The organism is Sphingomonas aurantiaca (assembly GCF_003050705.1).
GTDB classification, from domain to species: Bacteria; Pseudomonadota; Alphaproteobacteria; order Sphingomonadales; family Sphingomonadaceae; genus Sphingomonas; species Sphingomonas aurantiaca.
On the sequence record NZ_QAOG01000003.1, the window covers coordinates 338,449 to 354,989 of the forward strand.

Consider the following 16,541-nt stretch of genomic DNA (forward strand, 5'->3'; position numbering starts at 1 on the left):
GATCGCCGCACCAACTCTTTCTCTACCCTCCCGCAGGAGCGCATCAGCATGGCCGATAATCCAGAATTTTACCGGGCCCGCGCTGATGAAGAGCGTCGCAACGGCGATGCCGCCCTCCTCGACAATGTCCGCGATCGCTGCCGCCGCGCCGAAAAGGCCTGGGATGACATGGCATCGCGCGCCGAACGCACTCAGATCCTCCGCGCCGCCCGCGAAGCCGCCCCTCCCGGTGGCGAACGCATGATGATCGGCACCCCGTCGATGGTCCCCGCGGAATAAATCCAAACCAGTCTGCGCTAAATAAGCTGACAGCAATCGAAACCCGGACGGCACCGCCTCCGGGTTTTGTTGTGTCCGGCGTCCGAGGCTGAATCGACGAGCTATTTCAGCGGCTTGCCGGAGTCCTTCCACCGGTCGAGGATCTGCGATTCCGGTGGCAGCATGTCCGTGACGACCGCCGCTGCGGGCTTCGAAGGCATCGGACTGGCCTTGGCCACCGCAACCGGCACGCTCGGTGTAACGGCCGTCGTCTCGCCGGCCGAAGCGGCCGCCACCGCCGCAGCCCCGGCCGCGGCGATCATCTCCGGCGTCGGCGGCGCCAGGGGCTGGATCTCCCGATGCGGTCCCGGCACCGGCTCGCCGCCGACATAACGCTGGTTGAACGCCGCGCTCGTGCCCCAATAGCCCTTCCAGCGGTGGAAGAAATGCGCACCCACGACATCGGTCATCACCAGGCTGCGGTTCCACGCCGGGGTCACCGCATAGGTATGGTAATGCGTGGCGAGCCCGACGGGTGCGTAGACATAGCCAGCCAGCGCCATCCCCGCAGCCCGCGCCGCCCGAACCCAGGCAGCCCGCGCCGGCACGCGAGCCATCGCCCCGTCGCAGGCGAAGCTGAACTGGCAACCGGCATGCTCCGATCCCTGATACACCACACCGCACACGGTGCCGGGGAATGCCGGATGCCGCGCGCGGTTGAGGATCACCTGCGCAACCGCCTGTTGCCCCGCGTCAGGCTCCGACGCCGCCTCGTAATAGATCGCGGCGGTCAGACATTGCCGCGCCCGGTCGCGGTCAATCGCCGAGGCGCCCGCCATCGAGAAAGGGCGTGCAGGCACGACGCCGGAATCGAGAGCCACGCCCGCGGGGATCGGCAAGTCGGGCAGGTCGATGGTCCCCGTCACGCCGGCTGCGGGTGCTGCGGTTTCCTGGTCGGCGAAAACCGTGGAGCCAGGGGCGGCCGCCCGCGCATCCGCCGCGACCATGGCGCGATCCCGCGCCGCGTTCCGTTCGGAGATCACGCGCAGAGCAGCGTGCGCGGACATGCCGGCGCCGATCACCAACAACACGGCAACCATCGCAAGCCAGATGCGGCGCATCAGTCGAACCGTCTGCAACCGAACGCGCAACGTTGTTACCTTCTACCTGCTCCAGGGCGAGACTGCCGCAAGGACCATGAACGTCGTGCATAGCCGATTGGACGCCCACGATCCTCCACCGAATCCGTCCGTCCCGGCACGGGACGACACGGCACCCTAGCAGGCATGGCTTACCGCAACGTTGCCGTGTCGAGCTTCAACGCGGCTTCGGGGATCACCTCGACCGACGGATAAGCCTTGCGCAGCGGTTCGATGAACTGCTTCGCATCGCCGACCACGACGATGCTCGCCTCTTTCGGATCGAGCAGCGCGGTGGCTGCCGCCTGCACCGCCGCCGGATCGACTGCACCGACCGCGCCCGTGTACCGCTGCAATTCACCGAGCGGCACGTCGTTCTGGACATAGGCGCCGAGGATACCGGCGACGCCGGACGTCGTCTCGATCCCGCGTCCGAAATTGCCGACGAGCACCGCCTTGCGCGTGTCGAGTTCGGCGGTCGGGACGGGCGCCGATCCAAGCCGCGTCATCTCGGCGGCGATCAGCGTCACGACCTCGGCCGCCGTGGGATTCTTGGTCTGCGTCCTCGCGGCGATCGTGCCCTGCGTCTTGCCCGCGTCCAGCCCGCTGCTCGCGCCATAGGCCAGCCCCCGCTTGATGCGGATCTCCTGGTTCAGTCGCGATGAAAATCCACCGCCAAGCACCGTGTTACCGACCGCGAGCGGATAATAGCGCGGGTCGCGTCGCGCGATCGCCGGCCGGGCCACGACGACGCCAGCCTGACCCGCCTCGGGCATGTCGACGACGATGACACGAGGCTTCGGGTACACGACGGCGGGCGCCGTGGCCGCCGCTACGCCGGCAGATTTCCAGCCACCGAACCTTGCCTCCGCCAAGGCCTTTGCGCGCGCCGTGGTGACGTCGCCGACCATGATGAGTGTTGCCTGGCCCGGCTGGAAACTGCGCGCATAGGCAGCGACAATGTCGGGGCGGGTGATTGCGCGCAACGACAGCGGCGTACCCCCGGTGGGCGCGCCATAAGGCGAGGCGCCGAGCACCGCACGATCTGCCACAAGCCCTGCGACCTGCGCTGGGTCCTTCAACGCCAACGTGACCGCGTCGATCTGCTGCGTCCGCGCCCGCTCGATCTCGTCGGTGGCAAAGGCTGGGTTGACCGCAACGTCCGCGAGGATCGCCATCGCCGGATCGAGCTGGTCCGACTTCACCGTCACCGCGACCGACGCGCCGTCGCTCCCTGCGTCGCTGCCGATCGCGCCGCCAAGCCCTTCGATAGCGCGCGCGATCTGCGTCGCGGAGCGCGTCTTGGTACCCTTGGTCATCAACTCGGCGGTCAGGTTGCTGACGCCGGGGCGGTTCGCGGGATCGGTAGCTGCACCGCCGGCGGTCACCAGATAGGCGGTGACGATCGGCAGGTCGTGCCGCTCCACCGTGACCAGCCGCATGCCGTTGGCGAGACGGACCTCGACGGGCTGCGGGATCGTCGGCGATACGGGTGCGCTAGGGGCAGGGGGCTGGACGCGTTGTCCGTCCGGCGCGGGCGTCACGATCGCGACATTGGCCGGCGCCGTCAGGTCGGCAACCCGAACGGTCGGCGCCACCGCGATCGTATCGGCGACCGCACCTGAAGGCTTGTCGCCGACCGGCAGATACCGGATCGTCGCCGACTGATCGTCGCCGAGATATTTCCGCGCGACCCGCTGGATATCCGCCGCGCTGACCTGGGCGATCGCTGCGAGCTGCTTGTCCGCCGCCTGTGGATCGCCATCGATCAGCACCGCGGCCGCCAACGTGCTCGCCTTGCCCTCCGCGGTCTCGCGCGACTCGATCGACTGAGTGAGGATCTCGTTCTTCGCCTCGGCCAGTTCGGCGGCCGTTACCGGGGCATCGCGGAACCGGGCGATCTCGCGCTTCAGCGCTGCTTCCCCGGCCTCGGCCGTCTTGCCGCCCGCGAGGATCGCATAGACCACCAGATTGCCGGTCGCCTGCTTCGTATCGAGGAAGGCTTCCGCGGACTGCGCGAGCTGATCGCGGTACACGACGCTCTCGTACAGCCGCGAACTCTCGCCCGTCGCCAGCACCGCCTTCAGCACCGTCAGCGCAGCGATGTCCGCATCGCGATCCGCGGGGACATGGTAGCTGACCAGTACCGCAGGTAGCGGCGTGTTGGGCTCGTACACGGTACGCGTCACCGCCTTGGTGCGCGCAGGCTCGGCCACCGTTACCCGCGGGATCGCCACCGATGGCTGCTTGATCCCCGCGAAATACTGGTCGACCCAGCCGTTCAGCTGCGCAGGATCGAAATTGCCGGACACGACCAGGATCGCATTGTCCGGCCGATAGTAGGTTGCATGGAAGGCACGTACGTCGTCGATCCCGGCGGCTTCGAGATTTTCAATGCTGCCGATCGTGCCCCGCGCATAGGGATGCGCCGTGTAGGCAAGCGCTGGATAATAGAGCGAGAACAGCTTGCCGTATGGCCGCGAGAGCGTGCTCTGGCGCAGTTCCTCTTTCACGACGTCGCGTTCCGAGCCGAAGCTCTTGGGCTCGACGACAAGGCTCGCCATCCGGTCGGCCTCCGCGAACAACAGCCGCTGGAGATGATTGGCGGGGATCACCTCGTAATAATTCGTATAGTCGTCGTTGGTCGACGCGTTGTTGTAGCCGCCGACGTCCTCGGTCAGCCGGTCCATCTGTTCCGACACAAGGTTGCGCGTCGACTTGAACATGAGATGTTCAAACATGTGCGCGAAGCCGGACTTGCCCTTGGGGTCGTCCTTCGATCCGACATCGTACCATACTTGCACCGACACGTTCGGCGTGCCGGTATCGCGGATCGCATAGACGCGCAGCCCGTTCGGCAGCGTGCGCTGGGTATAGGCGATCGGCTTGACCCCGATCTGTCGGGGTGCCTGGCCGGGCGCGGTCTGCGCCGCCGCCGCTACGGGGAAACATGCCGCGGTGAGCAGCAGAGCGGAGCGGAGGAGGCGCATCGAGGTCCCTACTTGTTGCGGTTGGCGAACAGCACCGCACCGGCGATGGCCGCAGACCCGATCCCGACGCCGAGACCGATCTTGGCGAGCGGCCAGCTCTTCGCCTTTTCGACCGCGTTGTGTGCGACCGCTTCCGCCTGCAACTTCGCTTCCTTCGCTGCAGCGAGGATCTCGTTCGGGGTGTCGCTATCGATCGGCTTGGTCATGTCTGTTCTCCTTCACTCTTCCGCACGTACTGCGCGCGGAACGCGTTCGCGAACTGCGTCAACGCACTAGCAGCGATCGCCGCCCGCAGGTCCGCCATCAATGTCTCATAAAACCAGATATTATGCTCGGTCATCAACATCGCGCCGAGCATTTCACCCGATCGGACGAGGTGATGCAGATACGCCCGGCTCCACGTCGCGCACACGGGGCAGGGGCAGGCGGGGTCGAGCGGCCCGGTATCCTCGCCGAACTTGGCGTTGCGGATATTGATCGGCCCGGTCCGCGTGAAGGCCTGGCCGGTGCGGCCCGACCGGGTCGGCATCACGCAATCGAACATGTCGATCCCGCGCTCGACCGCGCCGACGATATCGTCGGGCTTGCCGACGCCCATCAGATAGCGCGGCTTGTCGACCGGCAACTGGTCCGGCGCGAAGTCGAGGCAGCCGAACATCGCTTCCTGGCCCTCGCCGACCGCCAGCCCGCCGACCGCATAGCCGTCGAAGCCGATGTCTATCAGCGCATCTGCCGACGATTTGCGGAACCCCTCGTTCAGCGCACCCTGCTGGATCCCGAAGATCGCGTTGTTCTCGGCATGCGCTTCGCCGCTGTCGAATGCTGCGCGCGATCGCCTGGCCCAGCGCATCGATCGCTCCATCGCCGCGGCCTGCACCTCGCGCGTCGAGGTCGTCGGCACGAGTTCGTCGAACGCCATGACGATGTTCGAGCCGAGCAGCCGCTGGATCTCGATCGACCGCTCGGGGCTCAGCAGATGTCGCGTCCCGTCGAGATGCGACTTGAACGACACGCCTTCCTCGGACCGCTTGGTCAGGTCGGCGAGACTCATCACCTGGTAGCCGCCGGAATCGGTCAGGATCGGCTTCGACCAGCCTGAAAACGCGTGCAGCCCGCCCAGCCGCGCAACGCGCTCGGCACCCGGCCGCAGCATCAGGTGATAGGTGTTGCCGAGGATGATGTCCGCGCCGGCGCCGACCACGTCGGCAGGCTTCATCCCCTTGACGGTGGCGGCCGTGCCGACCGGCATGAACGCAGGCGTGCGGATGTCGCCGCGCTGCATCGCGATGACGCCGGTGCGCGCCTTGCCGTCGGTGGCGGAGATCGTGAAGTCGAAACGGGGACGGGTCATGATGTCAGTTTTTCTTGCGGATGCCGTAACGCTCGCCGGGGGCGGCGGCGCGGATCGTGATGAGTTCGGAGCGGGTCAGGATGCCGTCCTTGTCGCGGTCGAACCGCGTGAAGAACTGCGCGAACCGGGTCTGCAGTTCGGCGAGCGTGATCCGGTTGTCGCCATCGCGATCGACCTCGAACGGGCTCGGCAACGCGTTGCGATCGCCCAGCCAGGCCTGCGCCCAGTCGGCATAGGCAATATAACCGATCGAACCCGATGCGGCCCCCTCGGCGGTTGCATAGCTGCGCGCGACGCATGCGGTCAGCTCGGGCTGGGTGACGCGGCCATCGCCGTTCGCATCGCACGCGGCGATGAACAGCGCGGCCGGCTCGGCGAAGATCGTCGCTGGCGGCTGCGGCGTGCCTGCGGGCGGCGGGGCGGCCGGTATGGCCTGCAACAAGGCGAGGGCGAGCAGCATGCCGCCCGTCATGGCAGCAGAAGCGAGGCGTCGCCATAGCTGTAGAAGCGATAGCCGCCTGCGATCGCATGGGCGTACGCCGCTTGCATCCGCTCGCGTCCCATCAGCGCGGAGACGAGCATGAACAGCGTCGAGCGCGGCAGGTGGAAATTGGTCATCAGCCCGTCGATCCCGCGGAACCGGTATCCCGGCGTGATGAAGATCGCGGTGTCGCCGTCGAACGGCAGGATCACGTCGTCTTCGCCGGTCGCGCTCTCGATCAGCCGCAGCGACGTCGTCCCGACCGCGATCACGCGACCGCCGCCCGCGCGCACCGCGTTCAGCCGGTCGGCGGTCGCGGCATCGATCCGGCCCCATTCGGCGTGCATCCGGTGCTCGGTCGTGTCGGTCGCCTTGACCGGCAGGAACGTCCCCGCGCCGACGTGCAGCGTCAGCGTGGCATGGCCGATCCCGGCCGCCTCGAGCGCCGCCATCAGCGCGGGCGTGAAATGCAGCGCCGCGGTCGGTGCGGCCACCGCGCCCGGTTCGGCAGCGAACATCGTCTGGTAATCGTCCGCGTCGCGTTCGTCGGTCGGGCGCTTGCCCGCAATGTACGGGGGCAGCGGCATGTGACCCGCGCGTTCGAGCAGCAGCTCGACCGGCTCGTCGCCCGCGAACACCAGGGCGTAGCTGCCGTCATCCTCGCGATCGACCGCCGCTGCGCTGACGCCGTTGCCGAAATCGATCACGTCGCCGTCGCGCAGTCGCCGCGCGTTGCGAATGAACGCGCGCCATCGCCGCGGCCCCTCGCGCTTATGCAGCGTCGCACCGATCTTCGCGTCGCCGCGCCGCCCGTCGAGCTGCGCCGGGATCACGCGCGTATCGTTGAAGACGAGAATGTCGCCGCGTCGCAGCGACGAAGGCAGGTCCGCGACGCCCGCATCGCGCGTGGCGTCACCTTCGAGCACCAGCATCCGTGCAGCATCGCGCGGCGCCGCGGGGCGGAGCGCGATGTTGGCAGGTGGCAGGTCGAAGTCGAAAAGGTCGACGTTCAACGGAGTCTCACTTCTTCGCAGGAGCCTTCTTGGCCGGTGCCTTGCGGGTGGCGGGCGCAAGCTTGGGCTTGGCCGCATCCGGACCGCTCGCCGTGCCCGGCAACGTCACCGGCGCACCCAGTGCGGCCGGGGGCGGACCCGCGACATAAGCGGGGGGATTGTCGGCGGCGATATAGGCATGGACGATGCGCGACGGGTTCGCCGGCGGCTCGCCGCGCTGGATCGCGTCGACATATTGCATCCCGTCGAGCACGCGCCCGAACACGGTGTACTTCTTGTCGAGGCTCAGGCGCGGCTGGAACACGATGAAGAACTGGCTGTTCGCGCTGTCCTCCTTGTCCGAGCGTGCAGCCGACACTGCCCCGCGGACGTGCGGCAGGTAATTGAACTCGGCCTTCACGTCGGGCAGCGTCGAGCCGCCGGTACCGTCACCCTTGGGATCGCCGCCCTGCGCCATGAACCCGTCAATCACGCGGTGAAACGCGAGCCCGTCATAAAAATGCTGGCGGGTCAGCGTCTTGATCCGCTCGACCATCAGCGGCGCGACATCGGGTCGCAGCCAGATCGTCACGCGGCCGCCGGTCGAGAGATCGAGCAGCAGCAGATTCTGCGTATCGGTTGTGAGGGGTGGCGTCGCGCGCGCGGGGGCGGCAACGACATTCTTCTGCGCCGCGACCGGCACCGTGACCAGGCACCCGAGCAACGCGAACATTCCGACGAAAAAGCGCATCAAATTCCCACTCGCAAGAGGCCCGGCGCAACCAGGCTGCCGCCACTTAGAGCAAATCCCCGCTTGCGCCAATCTGAACGTGCCGGCTCTTTGTCCCGAGCATGCCGGGGTTATGCGGTCACGATTTCGGGCAGGATCGCGTCCAGCAACAGGGCGCCCGCTTCGGTGACGCGGAGCCGACCCGGCATGTGCTCGATCAGCCCCAGCTGCTCCAGGCGTGCCACGGCCGCCATGTCGACCGGAACCACGCCGGCATTCAGCCCGGTGATCCGGTCGAGGTCGACGCCTTCGGCCAGCCGCAGGCCCATCAGCAACGCCTCGGTCGCGCGGGTTGCAGGCGAAAGCGGATCCTCCACTTCCATGCCATGGCCATTGCGCTCGATCGCGGCCAGCCAGTTCTCCGGCTTCTTCCGCCGCACCGTGGCTAGCCCACCACGCCGTCCATGCGCGCCCGGACCGATGCCGGCGTAATCCTGATACCGCCAGTAAGCGAGGTTGTGGCGGCTCTCGGACCCGGGCCGTGCGTGGTTCGACGTCTCGTAAGCCGGCAGCCCGGCTGCGGCCGTATCGGCACGCGTCGCCTCGAACAGATCGGCGGCCGAGTCGCCGTCGGGGATCACGATCCGTCCCGCCAATGCCTCGGTCGCGAAGCGCGTGCCGGGCTCGATCGTGAGCTGGTACAGCGACAGATGCTCGGTGCCGAAACTCAGCGCGCGCGCCAACTCGGTCCGCCACGCGGCGAGCCGTTGCCCCGGCAGCGCATAGATCAGGTCGAAGCTCACGCGCGGGAATACGCTCTGCGCCGTGGCCAGCGCGGCCTGGCCCTCGTTCACGTCATGCGCGCGCCCGAGGAACTTCAACGCAGCATCGTCGAGCGATTGCAGCCCGAGCGACACTCGGTTGACCCCGGCGCGCGCGAGATCCGCAAACCGCGCGGCCTCGACCGAGGAGGGGTTGGCCTCCAGCGTGATCTCGATCCCGTCCGCGAACCCCCAGGCCTTCTCGGCCGCGTCCAGCACCGCCGCGACCGTTGACGGCGGCATCAGCGACGGCGTGCCGCCGCCGAAGAAGATCGACTGCAATTTTCGCCCGGGCAGTACGCGCGCCTCATGCGCAAGGTCGGTGATCAGCGCGGCGCGCCACGCGGCCTGGTCCACCTCCTCGCGGACATGGCTGTTGAAATCGCAATAGGGGCATTTCGACACGCAGAAGGGCCAATGGACGTAGAGTGCCAGATCGGACGAGCGCGGAGGGCTTGGTGTTTGGGATGCGGGCATTATCTGGCGCATATGGTCGCACGAGGCGGTCGAAGGAAGCGCTATGACGGGTCGGTTGGGTTTGGCGGTCGCCGCGGCGCTGATGGTGGCAGGGTGCGCGCAAGGCCCCGAGCGGGTGGTCGAGCGCCGCGAGACGCAGGCCCCGGCACCGCGTGGGCCCAGCTTGCTGAAGGCCGCGATGATGGACGGTCACAACGCCGCGCGCGCCGCGGTCGGCGTCGCGCCGCTGACCTGGAGCGATACGCTGGCGACCACCGCGCGCGCCTATGCGGAGGAAATGGCGAGGACGGGCAAGTTCGCCCATGCTCCCCAGCCGCAGGGCATGACCCGCGAGGGCGAAAACCTCTGGACCGGTACGCGCTACGCCTATGCCTATGCCGAGATGATGGGGCATTGGGTCGCCGAGCAACGCGACTTCATCAACATGCCGACACCCGGGTTCAGTCGCACCGGCAAGGTCGAGGATGTCGCGCATTATACGCAGATCGTGTGGCGCGGCTCGACCCAGGTCGGCTGCGCGATGGCGAGCAACAAGACCGACGATTACCTGGTGTGCCGCTATTCGCCGCCGGGGAACGTGTTCGGCCAGAAAGCCTATTGATCCCAATCAATATGGGTCCGATCGCCGACTGAATCGGTGGTATTTTGTTAAGCCGTTCGGGGCTAATGTATTTTAATGAGCTCAGTAACCCCGTCTGACGGCGCGCGTGGCGGCTGTCCCGGATGTCGCGACGGCGCCGGGTTGTCGTTTACCTTCTCGATGGCGTTCCAGCCGATCGTCGATGCCGACACCGAGACGGTGTTCGCCTATGAGGCGCTCGTTCGCGGCCCAGAGGGCCAGTCGGCGCAGAGCGTTCTCAGTCAGGTCGACTCGGCGAACCTGTATGCATTCGACCAGCAGTGCCGCGTGCGCGCGATCGAGACGTCGGTGAAGGCGGGGTTGCTCGATACGTCCGCGCGGCTGTCGATCAATTTCCTGCCAAACGCGGTCTATTCGCCGGCGGCGTGCATCCAGCTGACGCTGAAGACCGCGGGGGCGGTGGGGATGCCGACCGACCGGCTGATCTTCGAGTTCACCGAGAATGAGGAGATGCTCGATCCCGCGCATGTCGCCAACATCATCGCGACGTACCAGAAGATGGGCTTCGGCACCGCGCTCGACGATTTCGGCGCGGGGCATGCCGGGCTCAACCTGCTCGCGCGGTTCCAGCCGGACATCATCAAGCTCGACATGGAGCTGATCCGCGACATCGACACGAGTTCGCCGCGGCGGATCATCGTCGAGGGGATGGTGCGGATGTGCGCCGCGCTCGGAATTCGGGTGATCGCCGAGGGGGTCGAAACGCTCGGCGAATACGATGCACTCCGCGCGCTCGGCGTACGGTATATCCAGGGATATCTGCTGGCAAAACCGGCGTTCGAGGCGCTGCCCGCCGTGCAATGGCCGGTGCGGCAAAAGCTGGCGGTCTGAACGCTTCGCGTCCGTCATCCTGACTTTCGTCAGGATGACGTAGAGGGGGTAGGCGGCGGTATGTTGTCCGCCGCCAACAGCTCAGAACACCGCGGCTTCGAGCAGCTTGAACGCCTCGTTGCGGTGGCTGATCGCGTTCTTCGTCTCGTGCGGCAGTTCGGCATAGGTCTGGTCGTAGCCGAGCGGCACGAACACCGGATCATAGCCGAACCCGACATTCCCGCGCGGCGGCCAGACGAGCGTCCCCTCCGCACGCCCTTCGAACCATTCGACATGGCCATCGGGCCACGCCAGCGCGAGCACGCTGACGAAATGCGCACCGCGGGTCGCATCGGGGCCCTTTGCCACGACCGCATCCTCGACCTTCTGCATCGCCATCATCCAGTCGCGGCCGGTCGGCGTCTCCGCCCAATCGGCGGTGTAGACGCCCGGATCGCCGTTCAGCGCATCGACGCACAGCCCGCTATCGTCCGCCAGCGCGGGATAGCCTGACAGGTCGGCCGCCGAGCGCGCCTTCAGTTCGGCATTCGCGAAGAACGTCGTGCCCGTCTCGATCGGCTCGGGCAGGTCGAGCTCGGCGGCCGAAACGACCTCAAGCCCGCGCCCTTCGAGCAGCGCCGCGATCTCGCGGACCTTGCCCTTGTTGTGGCTGGCGATGACCAGCTTGCCCGGCTGGAGCTTGCGGATCGCCTGCGGCTCTTTCCCCTCGCCGCTCATTTCGCGACGGCCTTCGCCTGCGCGGCGAAGATATCGGTGCAGCCGATCCGCGCGAGACGCAGCAGGCGGAGCAGCGCCTCCTCGTCATAGGTCGCGCCCTCGGCAGTCGCCTGCGCCTCGGCGATGTTGCCGTTTTCGAGCAGGACGAAGTTCGCATCCGCATCCGCGCCCGAATCCTCGATATAGTCGAGGTCGAGCACCGGATTGCCCTGGTAGATGCCGCAGCTGATCGCCGCGACCTTCTGCGTCAGCGGGTCGGCGGTCAGCTTGCCGCTTGCCAGCAACCCGTCGATCGCGAGCCGCAGCGCGACCCAGCCGCCCGAGATCGACGCGGTGCGCGTGCCGCCATCCGCCTGGATCACGTCGCAGTCGATCACGATCTGGCGCTCGCCGAGCAGCTTGAGGTCGACGACCGCGCGAAGGCTACGCCCGATCAGCCGCTGGATTTCCTGCGTGCGGCCCGACTGCTTGCCCTTGGCGGCTTCGCGGTTGTTGCGCGTGTTGGTCGCGCGCGGGAGCATGCCGTATTCAGCGGTCACCCAGCCTTCGCCCTTGCCGCGCATGAACGGTGGGACCTTTTCCTCGACGCTGGCGGTGACGAGCACCTTGGTGTCGCCGAAGCCGATCAGGACGGAGCCCTCGGCATGCTTGGTGAAGCGCGGCTCGATCGTGATCTGACGCATCTGGTCTGGGGCGCGGCCGGATGGGCGCATGATGTATTCCTAAAATTCTTCCGTTCGTCCCGAGTAGCTGCTGAGCTTGTCGAAGCGGCGTATCGAAGGATCGGCCCGTTTGGGGCACATCCTTCGATACGGGCCTTCGACTTCGCTCAGTCCCTACTCAGGACGAACGGGTGGTGGGCAATAGGCGCTGCCTAGCCTTTCGTCTGGTCGCTCGCCAGCCCAACTACCGCCGTCATCCTGACGAAAGTCAGGACCCAGGGTGACGGAAGGCGTCCTGTGTGGCTCTGGGTCCTGACTTTCGTCAGGATGACGGGTGGCGGGGGCGCATTCCTCTTTGTACGCCAATCGATCCGCCCTAGATCAGGGCGATGGCCACGCCCCCCGTCACCGAACTGACCGACCGCGCGCGCGACATTTTTCGCGCCGTCGTCGACAGCTATCTTGCCAGCGGTACGCCGGTGGGATCGAAGACGATCGCGCAACTGACGGGCTTGAGCCTCTCGCCCGCCTCGATTCGCGGCGTGATGGGCGAACTCGAAGGGCTGGGCCTGCTCGCCAGCCCGCATACAAGCGCCGGTCGGATGCCGACCGATCGCGGGCTTCGGCTCTTCGTCGACGGGATGATGCAGGCGATGGAGCCCTCGTTCGAGGAGCGCCAGACGATCGAGGCGCGCGCCGGCGTCGGCGGCCCGGTCGAGGAGGCGCTGGCCGCCACCACGCTCGCGTTGTCGGGGCTCTCGGCGTGCGCAGGGCTGGTGATGGTCCCCAAGCGCGAGCTGCGACTGCGCCAGATCGCGTTCGTCGCGCTGTCGCCCGAGCAGGCGCTGGCGGTGCTGGTCAGCGAGGACGGCTCGGTCGAGAACCGCGTGATCGCGCTGCCCAAGGGCATGTCGCCGTCCGCACTGGTGGAGGCGGGCAATTACATGTCGGCAACGCTTGGAGGCCTCACGCTCGCCGAGGCGCGTACCAGGATCGATCGCGAGATGGCGGACGGGCAGGCGGCGCTCGACGGCGCGGCGCGCGCGTTGGTTGAGCGCGGGATCGCGGTGTGGAGCGAGGATGCGGATCGCCGCCCGGTGCTGATCGTGCGCGGGCAGGGGCGGCTGATCGATGCCGCCGCCGCCGCCGATCTCGACCGGGTCCGCGACCTGCTCGATGATCTCGAGGGAAAGCAGGAAGTCGCATCGCTTTTGGACAGTGCGCGCGCCGGCGATTCGACGCGGATTTTCATCGGTGCCGAGACCAAATTGTTCGCGTTGTCAGGGTCTTCGGTCATAGCGCGACCGTTCCGGGGATTAGACGGCCGAGTGGTCGGCGTGGTGGGCGTGATTGGCCCGACGCGGTTGAACTATGCGCGCGTCGTGCCCATGGTGGATTTCACGGCTGCAACGCTCGCCCGGTTGATGGGTTGAGCCGGCCCAACTTATAGGGAAAACCATGTCCGAGACCGACCAGAACGCTCCTGCAGACCTGCGCGAAGAGACCGCCGAAGACGCGCCCGAAGTCGCCACGAACGACCGCGTCGCCGAGCTCGAGAACCAGCTGGCCGAAGCCAAGCAGAACGTCCTCTACGCGCAGGCCGAGATCCAGAACGTCCGCCGCCGCGCGGAGAAGGAAGCGCAGGACGCCCGCGCCTATGCCGCCACCGCGTTCGCACGCGACGTGCTGTCGGTTGCCGACAACCTCGCGCGCGGCCTGTCGGCGATCCCGGCGGACCTGCGTGCGGACGACAAGATGAAGGGGCTCGTCACCGGGCTCGAAGCGACCGGCCGCGAACTGGACAGCGTCTTTCAGCGCCACGGCATCACGAAGATTGCCGCCGAGGGCCAGATGCTCGACCCGAACAAGCATCAGGCGATGCTGGAAATCCCGAGCGACCAGCCGGCCGGCACGATCGTGCAGGAGATGCAGGCAGGCTACATGATCAAGGACCGCCTGCTGCGTCCTGCGATGGTCGGTGTCGCCAAGGCCGGGTAACGTACGGGGAGAGCGGCGTGCACGATCTGGTCGGAGTGCTGATCGAGGGACTGGGCGCCGCTATCCCGGACACGTGGAAGCAGTTTTTAATCCGGCTGGCCGTAGTTGCGGTACTGACCGGTCTCTTGTTCCTATTCTTCTAGCCGCGCCGTCATGCCGGGAGCGTTCCGGCATCCACCGTGCCGCGCATTTACGCTCGCTGGATCGGCGGAGCGGTGGACCCCGGAACAGGTTCGGGTGACGGGGGTTTTGGGCTTCGTCAGGATAAACACATGAACCAGAACCTCACCACCGATCGCCAGACCTTCGCCACGCATCTCGAATGCTCGATCACCGGCGAACGTTACGAGGCGGATCAGTTGCATGGCCTGTCACGCGCCGGCAGGCCGCTGCTCGTCCGCTACGACCTCGACGCGGTGCGTTCGGCGATTTCGCGTGACACGATCGAGGCGCGGCCGACCGATCTGTGGCGGTGGCGCGAGCTGCTGCCCGTGCGGCAGACCGCCAACATCGTCAGCCTCGGCGAGATCGAGACGCCGCTGGTGCCGCTGACCAAGTCAGGCGGTCCGAACGTTCTGGTCAAGGACGAAGGCCGCCTGCCGACCGGGTCATTCAAGGCGCGCGGGCTCGTCATGGCCGTCGCCATGGCCAAGGAACTCGGCGTCAAGAAGATCGCGATGCCGACCAACGGCAATGCCGGCGCGGCGCTGGCCGCCTACGCGACGCGCTGCGGGATCGAGACGATCGTGTTCTGTCCCGACGATACCCCCGAGATCAACGTCCGCGAGATCGCAATGCAGGGCGCACGCGTCTGGCGCGTCAACGGCCTGATCGACGATTGCGGTGCGATCGTCGGCAAGGGCGCCGCCGAAGGGCGCTGGTTCGATTTCTCGACGCTGAAGGAGCCCTACCGGATCGAGGGCAAGAAGACGATGGGGCTCGAACTCGCGGCGCAGTTCGGCTGGAAACTGCCCGATGCGATCTTCTACCCGACCGGCGGCGGCACCGGCTTGATCGGGATGTGGAAGGCGTTCGACGAGCTCGAGAAGCTCGGTTGGATCGGCTCGGAGCGCCCCAAGATGTTCGCGGTGCAGGCCAGTGGCTGCGCACCGATCGTCCGCGCGTTCGAGGCGGGCGAGGAGCATGCCGAGCGCTGGGAGGATGCAAGCACCGTCGCGGCGGGCATCCGCGTGCCGAAGGCGGTCGGCGACTTCCTGATTCTCCGCGCGGTCCGCGAGAGCGGCGGCCAGGCGCTGGCGGTCGGCGATCCTGCGATCCTAAAGGCCGTCGAAGCCGCGGCGAAGCAGGACGGCCTGCTATTGTGCCCCGAAGGTGGTGCGACGCTCGCGGCCTATCATCAGGCGCTGAACACCGGGCTGGTCGACGAAGACGACAAGGTCGTTCTTTTCAATTGCGCGACCGGCTTGAAATATCCGATGCCTGAAGCACCGCAAGCGCTTGATAGAACACAACCTATCGATTTCGACGCGCTGTAAGCCGCGGACCAACCCGGATCTGGTAGGTCGCGATCTACCAGATCCGTGGTTGAAATTGATCCATGTTGTCTGCAACGGGGCGCCCTTCATTACAAAAGGGGTCTTCAATGCAGAAAATCATTCAGGTCGTGTTCGTCGTCCTCATCGCCGCAGCGGTGATGTTCGGCGGGCGCTGGTACATGTACGTCGCGCAGGGCTCGAGCCCGTATGATGAGGTCGGCATCGCGCTGAACGGCTATGCACCGGGGCCGATGCGGGCGTGGGGCTGCCACAAGATGCAGGCGCGGTTCCCGGGCCAGTTGCCGCCATATGGATGTGGCGGGCCGGATGGTCGTAGCTGGCTCTGAGCCCGCTACCGTCATCGAATACCATCCGTCATCAAAGCGATAGCTGGGATCTCCCCGTAATAGCGCGCGCATTTGCGGCTTAAGATCCCAGCTTTCGCTGGGATGACGGTGGGAGAGCAGACCGGGGGCGGGGTGGTGGACGTCAGGCCAACGCTAACGGCGTGAACGGCAACACGCTCTCATACTGCGCAAGCGGGGGCGCACCCGCCACCGTCGCCCCCGCACGCAACAAGAACGCGTGCCGCACGATCTCGCCCTGCTGCTCGATCCCATAGCGGTGCAGCGCCACCCCCGGCCGGAACGCATAATCGTACCGGCACCACGGATGCCGGGCGAGCGGCAGGAACACGCCGCGCTGATGCTGCCAGATATGCGTCATCTCGTGGACGAACAGCCCCTGCAGCGTCAGGTTCGCGTGCGTGAAATCGTCGCACCACAAATCGCCCTTGGGATGGAAGTGGATGCACCCGCGTGGTGCCATCACCGTGTCGCGCGGCTGGAAGAACGCCCATTTGCTGCGCGACAGGCGCACTTGCGCATAGTCGATCGCGCCTCCGAACATCGACGCCGCCAGCGCCGTCTCCCCCTCGGTCAGCGCGCGCCTTGCGTTT

19 protein-coding genes are annotated in these 16,541 nt (G+C 66.8%); 8 read left to right on the forward strand and 11 right to left on the reverse strand.

All coding sequences use genetic code 11. The annotated features are described in order from the left end of the window. The first annotated feature begins 48 nt into the window (after nt 1-48). A complete protein-coding gene (locus C8J26_RS10505; protein WP_056060610.1) occupies nt 49-279 on the forward strand; it encodes a hypothetical protein in 231 nt (76 codons plus the stop codon). Nucleotides 280-380: 101 nt separating this feature from the next. On the opposite strand, the gene C8J26_RS10510 is transcribed toward C8J26_RS10505, so the two are convergent. From C8J26_RS10510 to hemW, 8 genes are all read right to left on the reverse strand, one after another. Continuing rightward, a complete protein-coding gene (locus C8J26_RS10510) occupies nt 381-1,379 on the reverse strand; it encodes a cell wall hydrolase (protein WP_107957871.1) in 999 nt (332 codons plus the stop codon). Between the two features lie 170 nt (nt 1,380-1,549). After that, nucleotides 1,550-4,387 (reverse strand): M16 family metallopeptidase, encoded by a 2,838-nt coding sequence (locus tag C8J26_RS10515; protein WP_107957873.1) that lies wholly within the window; start codon nt 4,385-4,387, stop codon nt 1,550-1,552. Between the two features lie 8 nt (nt 4,388-4,395). Next, a complete protein-coding gene (locus C8J26_RS10520) occupies nt 4,396-4,593 on the reverse strand; it encodes a hypothetical protein (protein WP_056416621.1) in 198 nt (65 codons plus the stop codon). After that, a complete protein-coding gene (gene tgt, locus C8J26_RS10525) occupies nt 4,590-5,738 on the reverse strand; it encodes a tRNA guanosine(34) transglycosylase Tgt (protein WP_107957875.1) in 1,149 nt (382 codons plus the stop codon). The genes C8J26_RS10520 and tgt overlap by 4 nt, the downstream gene beginning before the upstream one ends. A gap of 4 nt (nt 5,739-5,742) precedes the next feature. Further along, nucleotides 5,743-6,198: an EF-hand domain-containing protein gene (locus tag C8J26_RS10530; protein ID WP_107958165.1), complete on the reverse strand. Its 456-nt coding sequence runs from the start codon at nt 6,196-6,198 to the stop codon at nt 5,743-5,745. Between the two features lie 8 nt (nt 6,199-6,206). Continuing rightward, the gene (gene queA / locus C8J26_RS10535) at nt 6,207-7,232 is read right to left on the reverse strand and encodes a tRNA preQ1(34) S-adenosylmethionine ribosyltransferase-isomerase QueA (protein WP_107957877.1); all 1,026 of its coding nucleotides are present in this window, start codon (nt 7,230-7,232) and stop codon (nt 6,207-6,209) included. Nucleotides 7,233-7,239: 7 nt separating this feature from the next. Further along, entirely contained in the window at nt 7,240-7,962 is a 723-nt protein-coding gene (locus tag C8J26_RS10540; RefSeq protein ID WP_056416635.1) for a peptidylprolyl isomerase, read from the reverse strand. 110 nt (nt 7,963-8,072) lie between these two features. Then, nucleotides 8,073-9,239, reverse strand: a complete 1,167-nt coding sequence (hemW, locus tag C8J26_RS10545; protein ID WP_107957879.1) for a radical SAM family heme chaperone HemW — start codon at nt 9,237-9,239, stop codon at nt 8,073-8,075. A 43-nt stretch (nt 9,240-9,282) separates the two neighbouring features. Between hemW and C8J26_RS10550 the strand changes: the two genes are divergently transcribed. Both C8J26_RS10550 and C8J26_RS10555 read left to right on the forward strand, forming a co-directional pair. Further along, nucleotides 9,283-9,840, forward strand: coding sequence for a CAP domain-containing protein (locus C8J26_RS10550; protein WP_107957881.1), 558 nt, complete (start codon nt 9,283-9,285; stop codon nt 9,838-9,840). Nucleotides 9,841-9,915: 75 nt separating this feature from the next. Further along, nucleotides 9,916-10,710 (forward strand): EAL domain-containing protein, encoded by a 795-nt coding sequence (locus C8J26_RS10555; protein ID WP_452657871.1) that lies wholly within the window; start codon nt 9,916-9,918, stop codon nt 10,708-10,710. An 81-nt stretch (nt 10,711-10,791) separates the two neighbouring features. Here C8J26_RS10555 and rdgB read toward each other — a convergent pair whose 3' ends face one another. After that, nucleotides 10,792-11,427, reverse strand: coding sequence for an RdgB/HAM1 family non-canonical purine NTP pyrophosphatase (gene rdgB, locus C8J26_RS10560; RefSeq protein ID WP_056416649.1), 636 nt, complete (start codon nt 11,425-11,427; stop codon nt 10,792-10,794). Next, a complete protein-coding gene (gene rph / locus C8J26_RS10565; protein WP_055873281.1) occupies nt 11,424-12,140 on the reverse strand; it encodes a ribonuclease PH in 717 nt (238 codons plus the stop codon). Before rph ends, rdgB begins: the two co-directional genes overlap by 4 nt. 338 nt (nt 12,141-12,478) lie before the next feature. Between rph and hrcA the strand changes: the two genes are divergently transcribed. The 5 genes from hrcA (at nt 12,479) to C8J26_RS10585 (ending at nt 15,930) form a co-directional block, all read left to right on the forward strand. Next, entirely contained in the window at nt 12,479-13,522 is a 1,044-nt protein-coding gene (gene hrcA, locus C8J26_RS10570) for a heat-inducible transcriptional repressor HrcA (protein ID WP_107957883.1), read from the forward strand. Nucleotides 13,523-13,547: 25 nt separating this feature from the next. Continuing rightward, nucleotides 13,548-14,087 carry a nucleotide exchange factor GrpE gene (gene grpE / locus C8J26_RS10575; protein WP_107957885.1) on the forward strand — a complete coding sequence of 180 codons (540 nt, stop codon included), beginning with the start codon at nt 13,548-13,550 and terminating at the stop codon, nt 14,085-14,087. Between the two features lie 17 nt (nt 14,088-14,104). Next, a complete protein-coding gene (locus C8J26_RS21075; protein WP_279628941.1) occupies nt 14,105-14,230 on the forward strand; it encodes a hypothetical protein in 126 nt (41 codons plus the stop codon). Between the two features lie 129 nt (nt 14,231-14,359). After that, nucleotides 14,360-15,583 (forward strand): threonine synthase, encoded by a 1,224-nt coding sequence (locus C8J26_RS10580; RefSeq protein ID WP_107957887.1) that lies wholly within the window; start codon nt 14,360-14,362, stop codon nt 15,581-15,583. Nucleotides 15,584-15,690: 107 nt separating this feature from the next. Beyond that, a complete protein-coding gene (locus C8J26_RS10585) occupies nt 15,691-15,930 on the forward strand; it encodes a hypothetical protein (RefSeq protein WP_107957889.1) in 240 nt (79 codons plus the stop codon). Between the two features lie 142 nt (nt 15,931-16,072). Here the strand turns inward: C8J26_RS10585 and C8J26_RS10590 are convergent, their stop codons facing one another. Further along, nucleotides 16,073-16,492, reverse strand: coding sequence for a vgr related protein (locus C8J26_RS10590; RefSeq protein WP_107958167.1), 420 nt, complete (start codon nt 16,490-16,492; stop codon nt 16,073-16,075). Nucleotides 16,493-16,541: the final 49 nt, after the last annotated feature.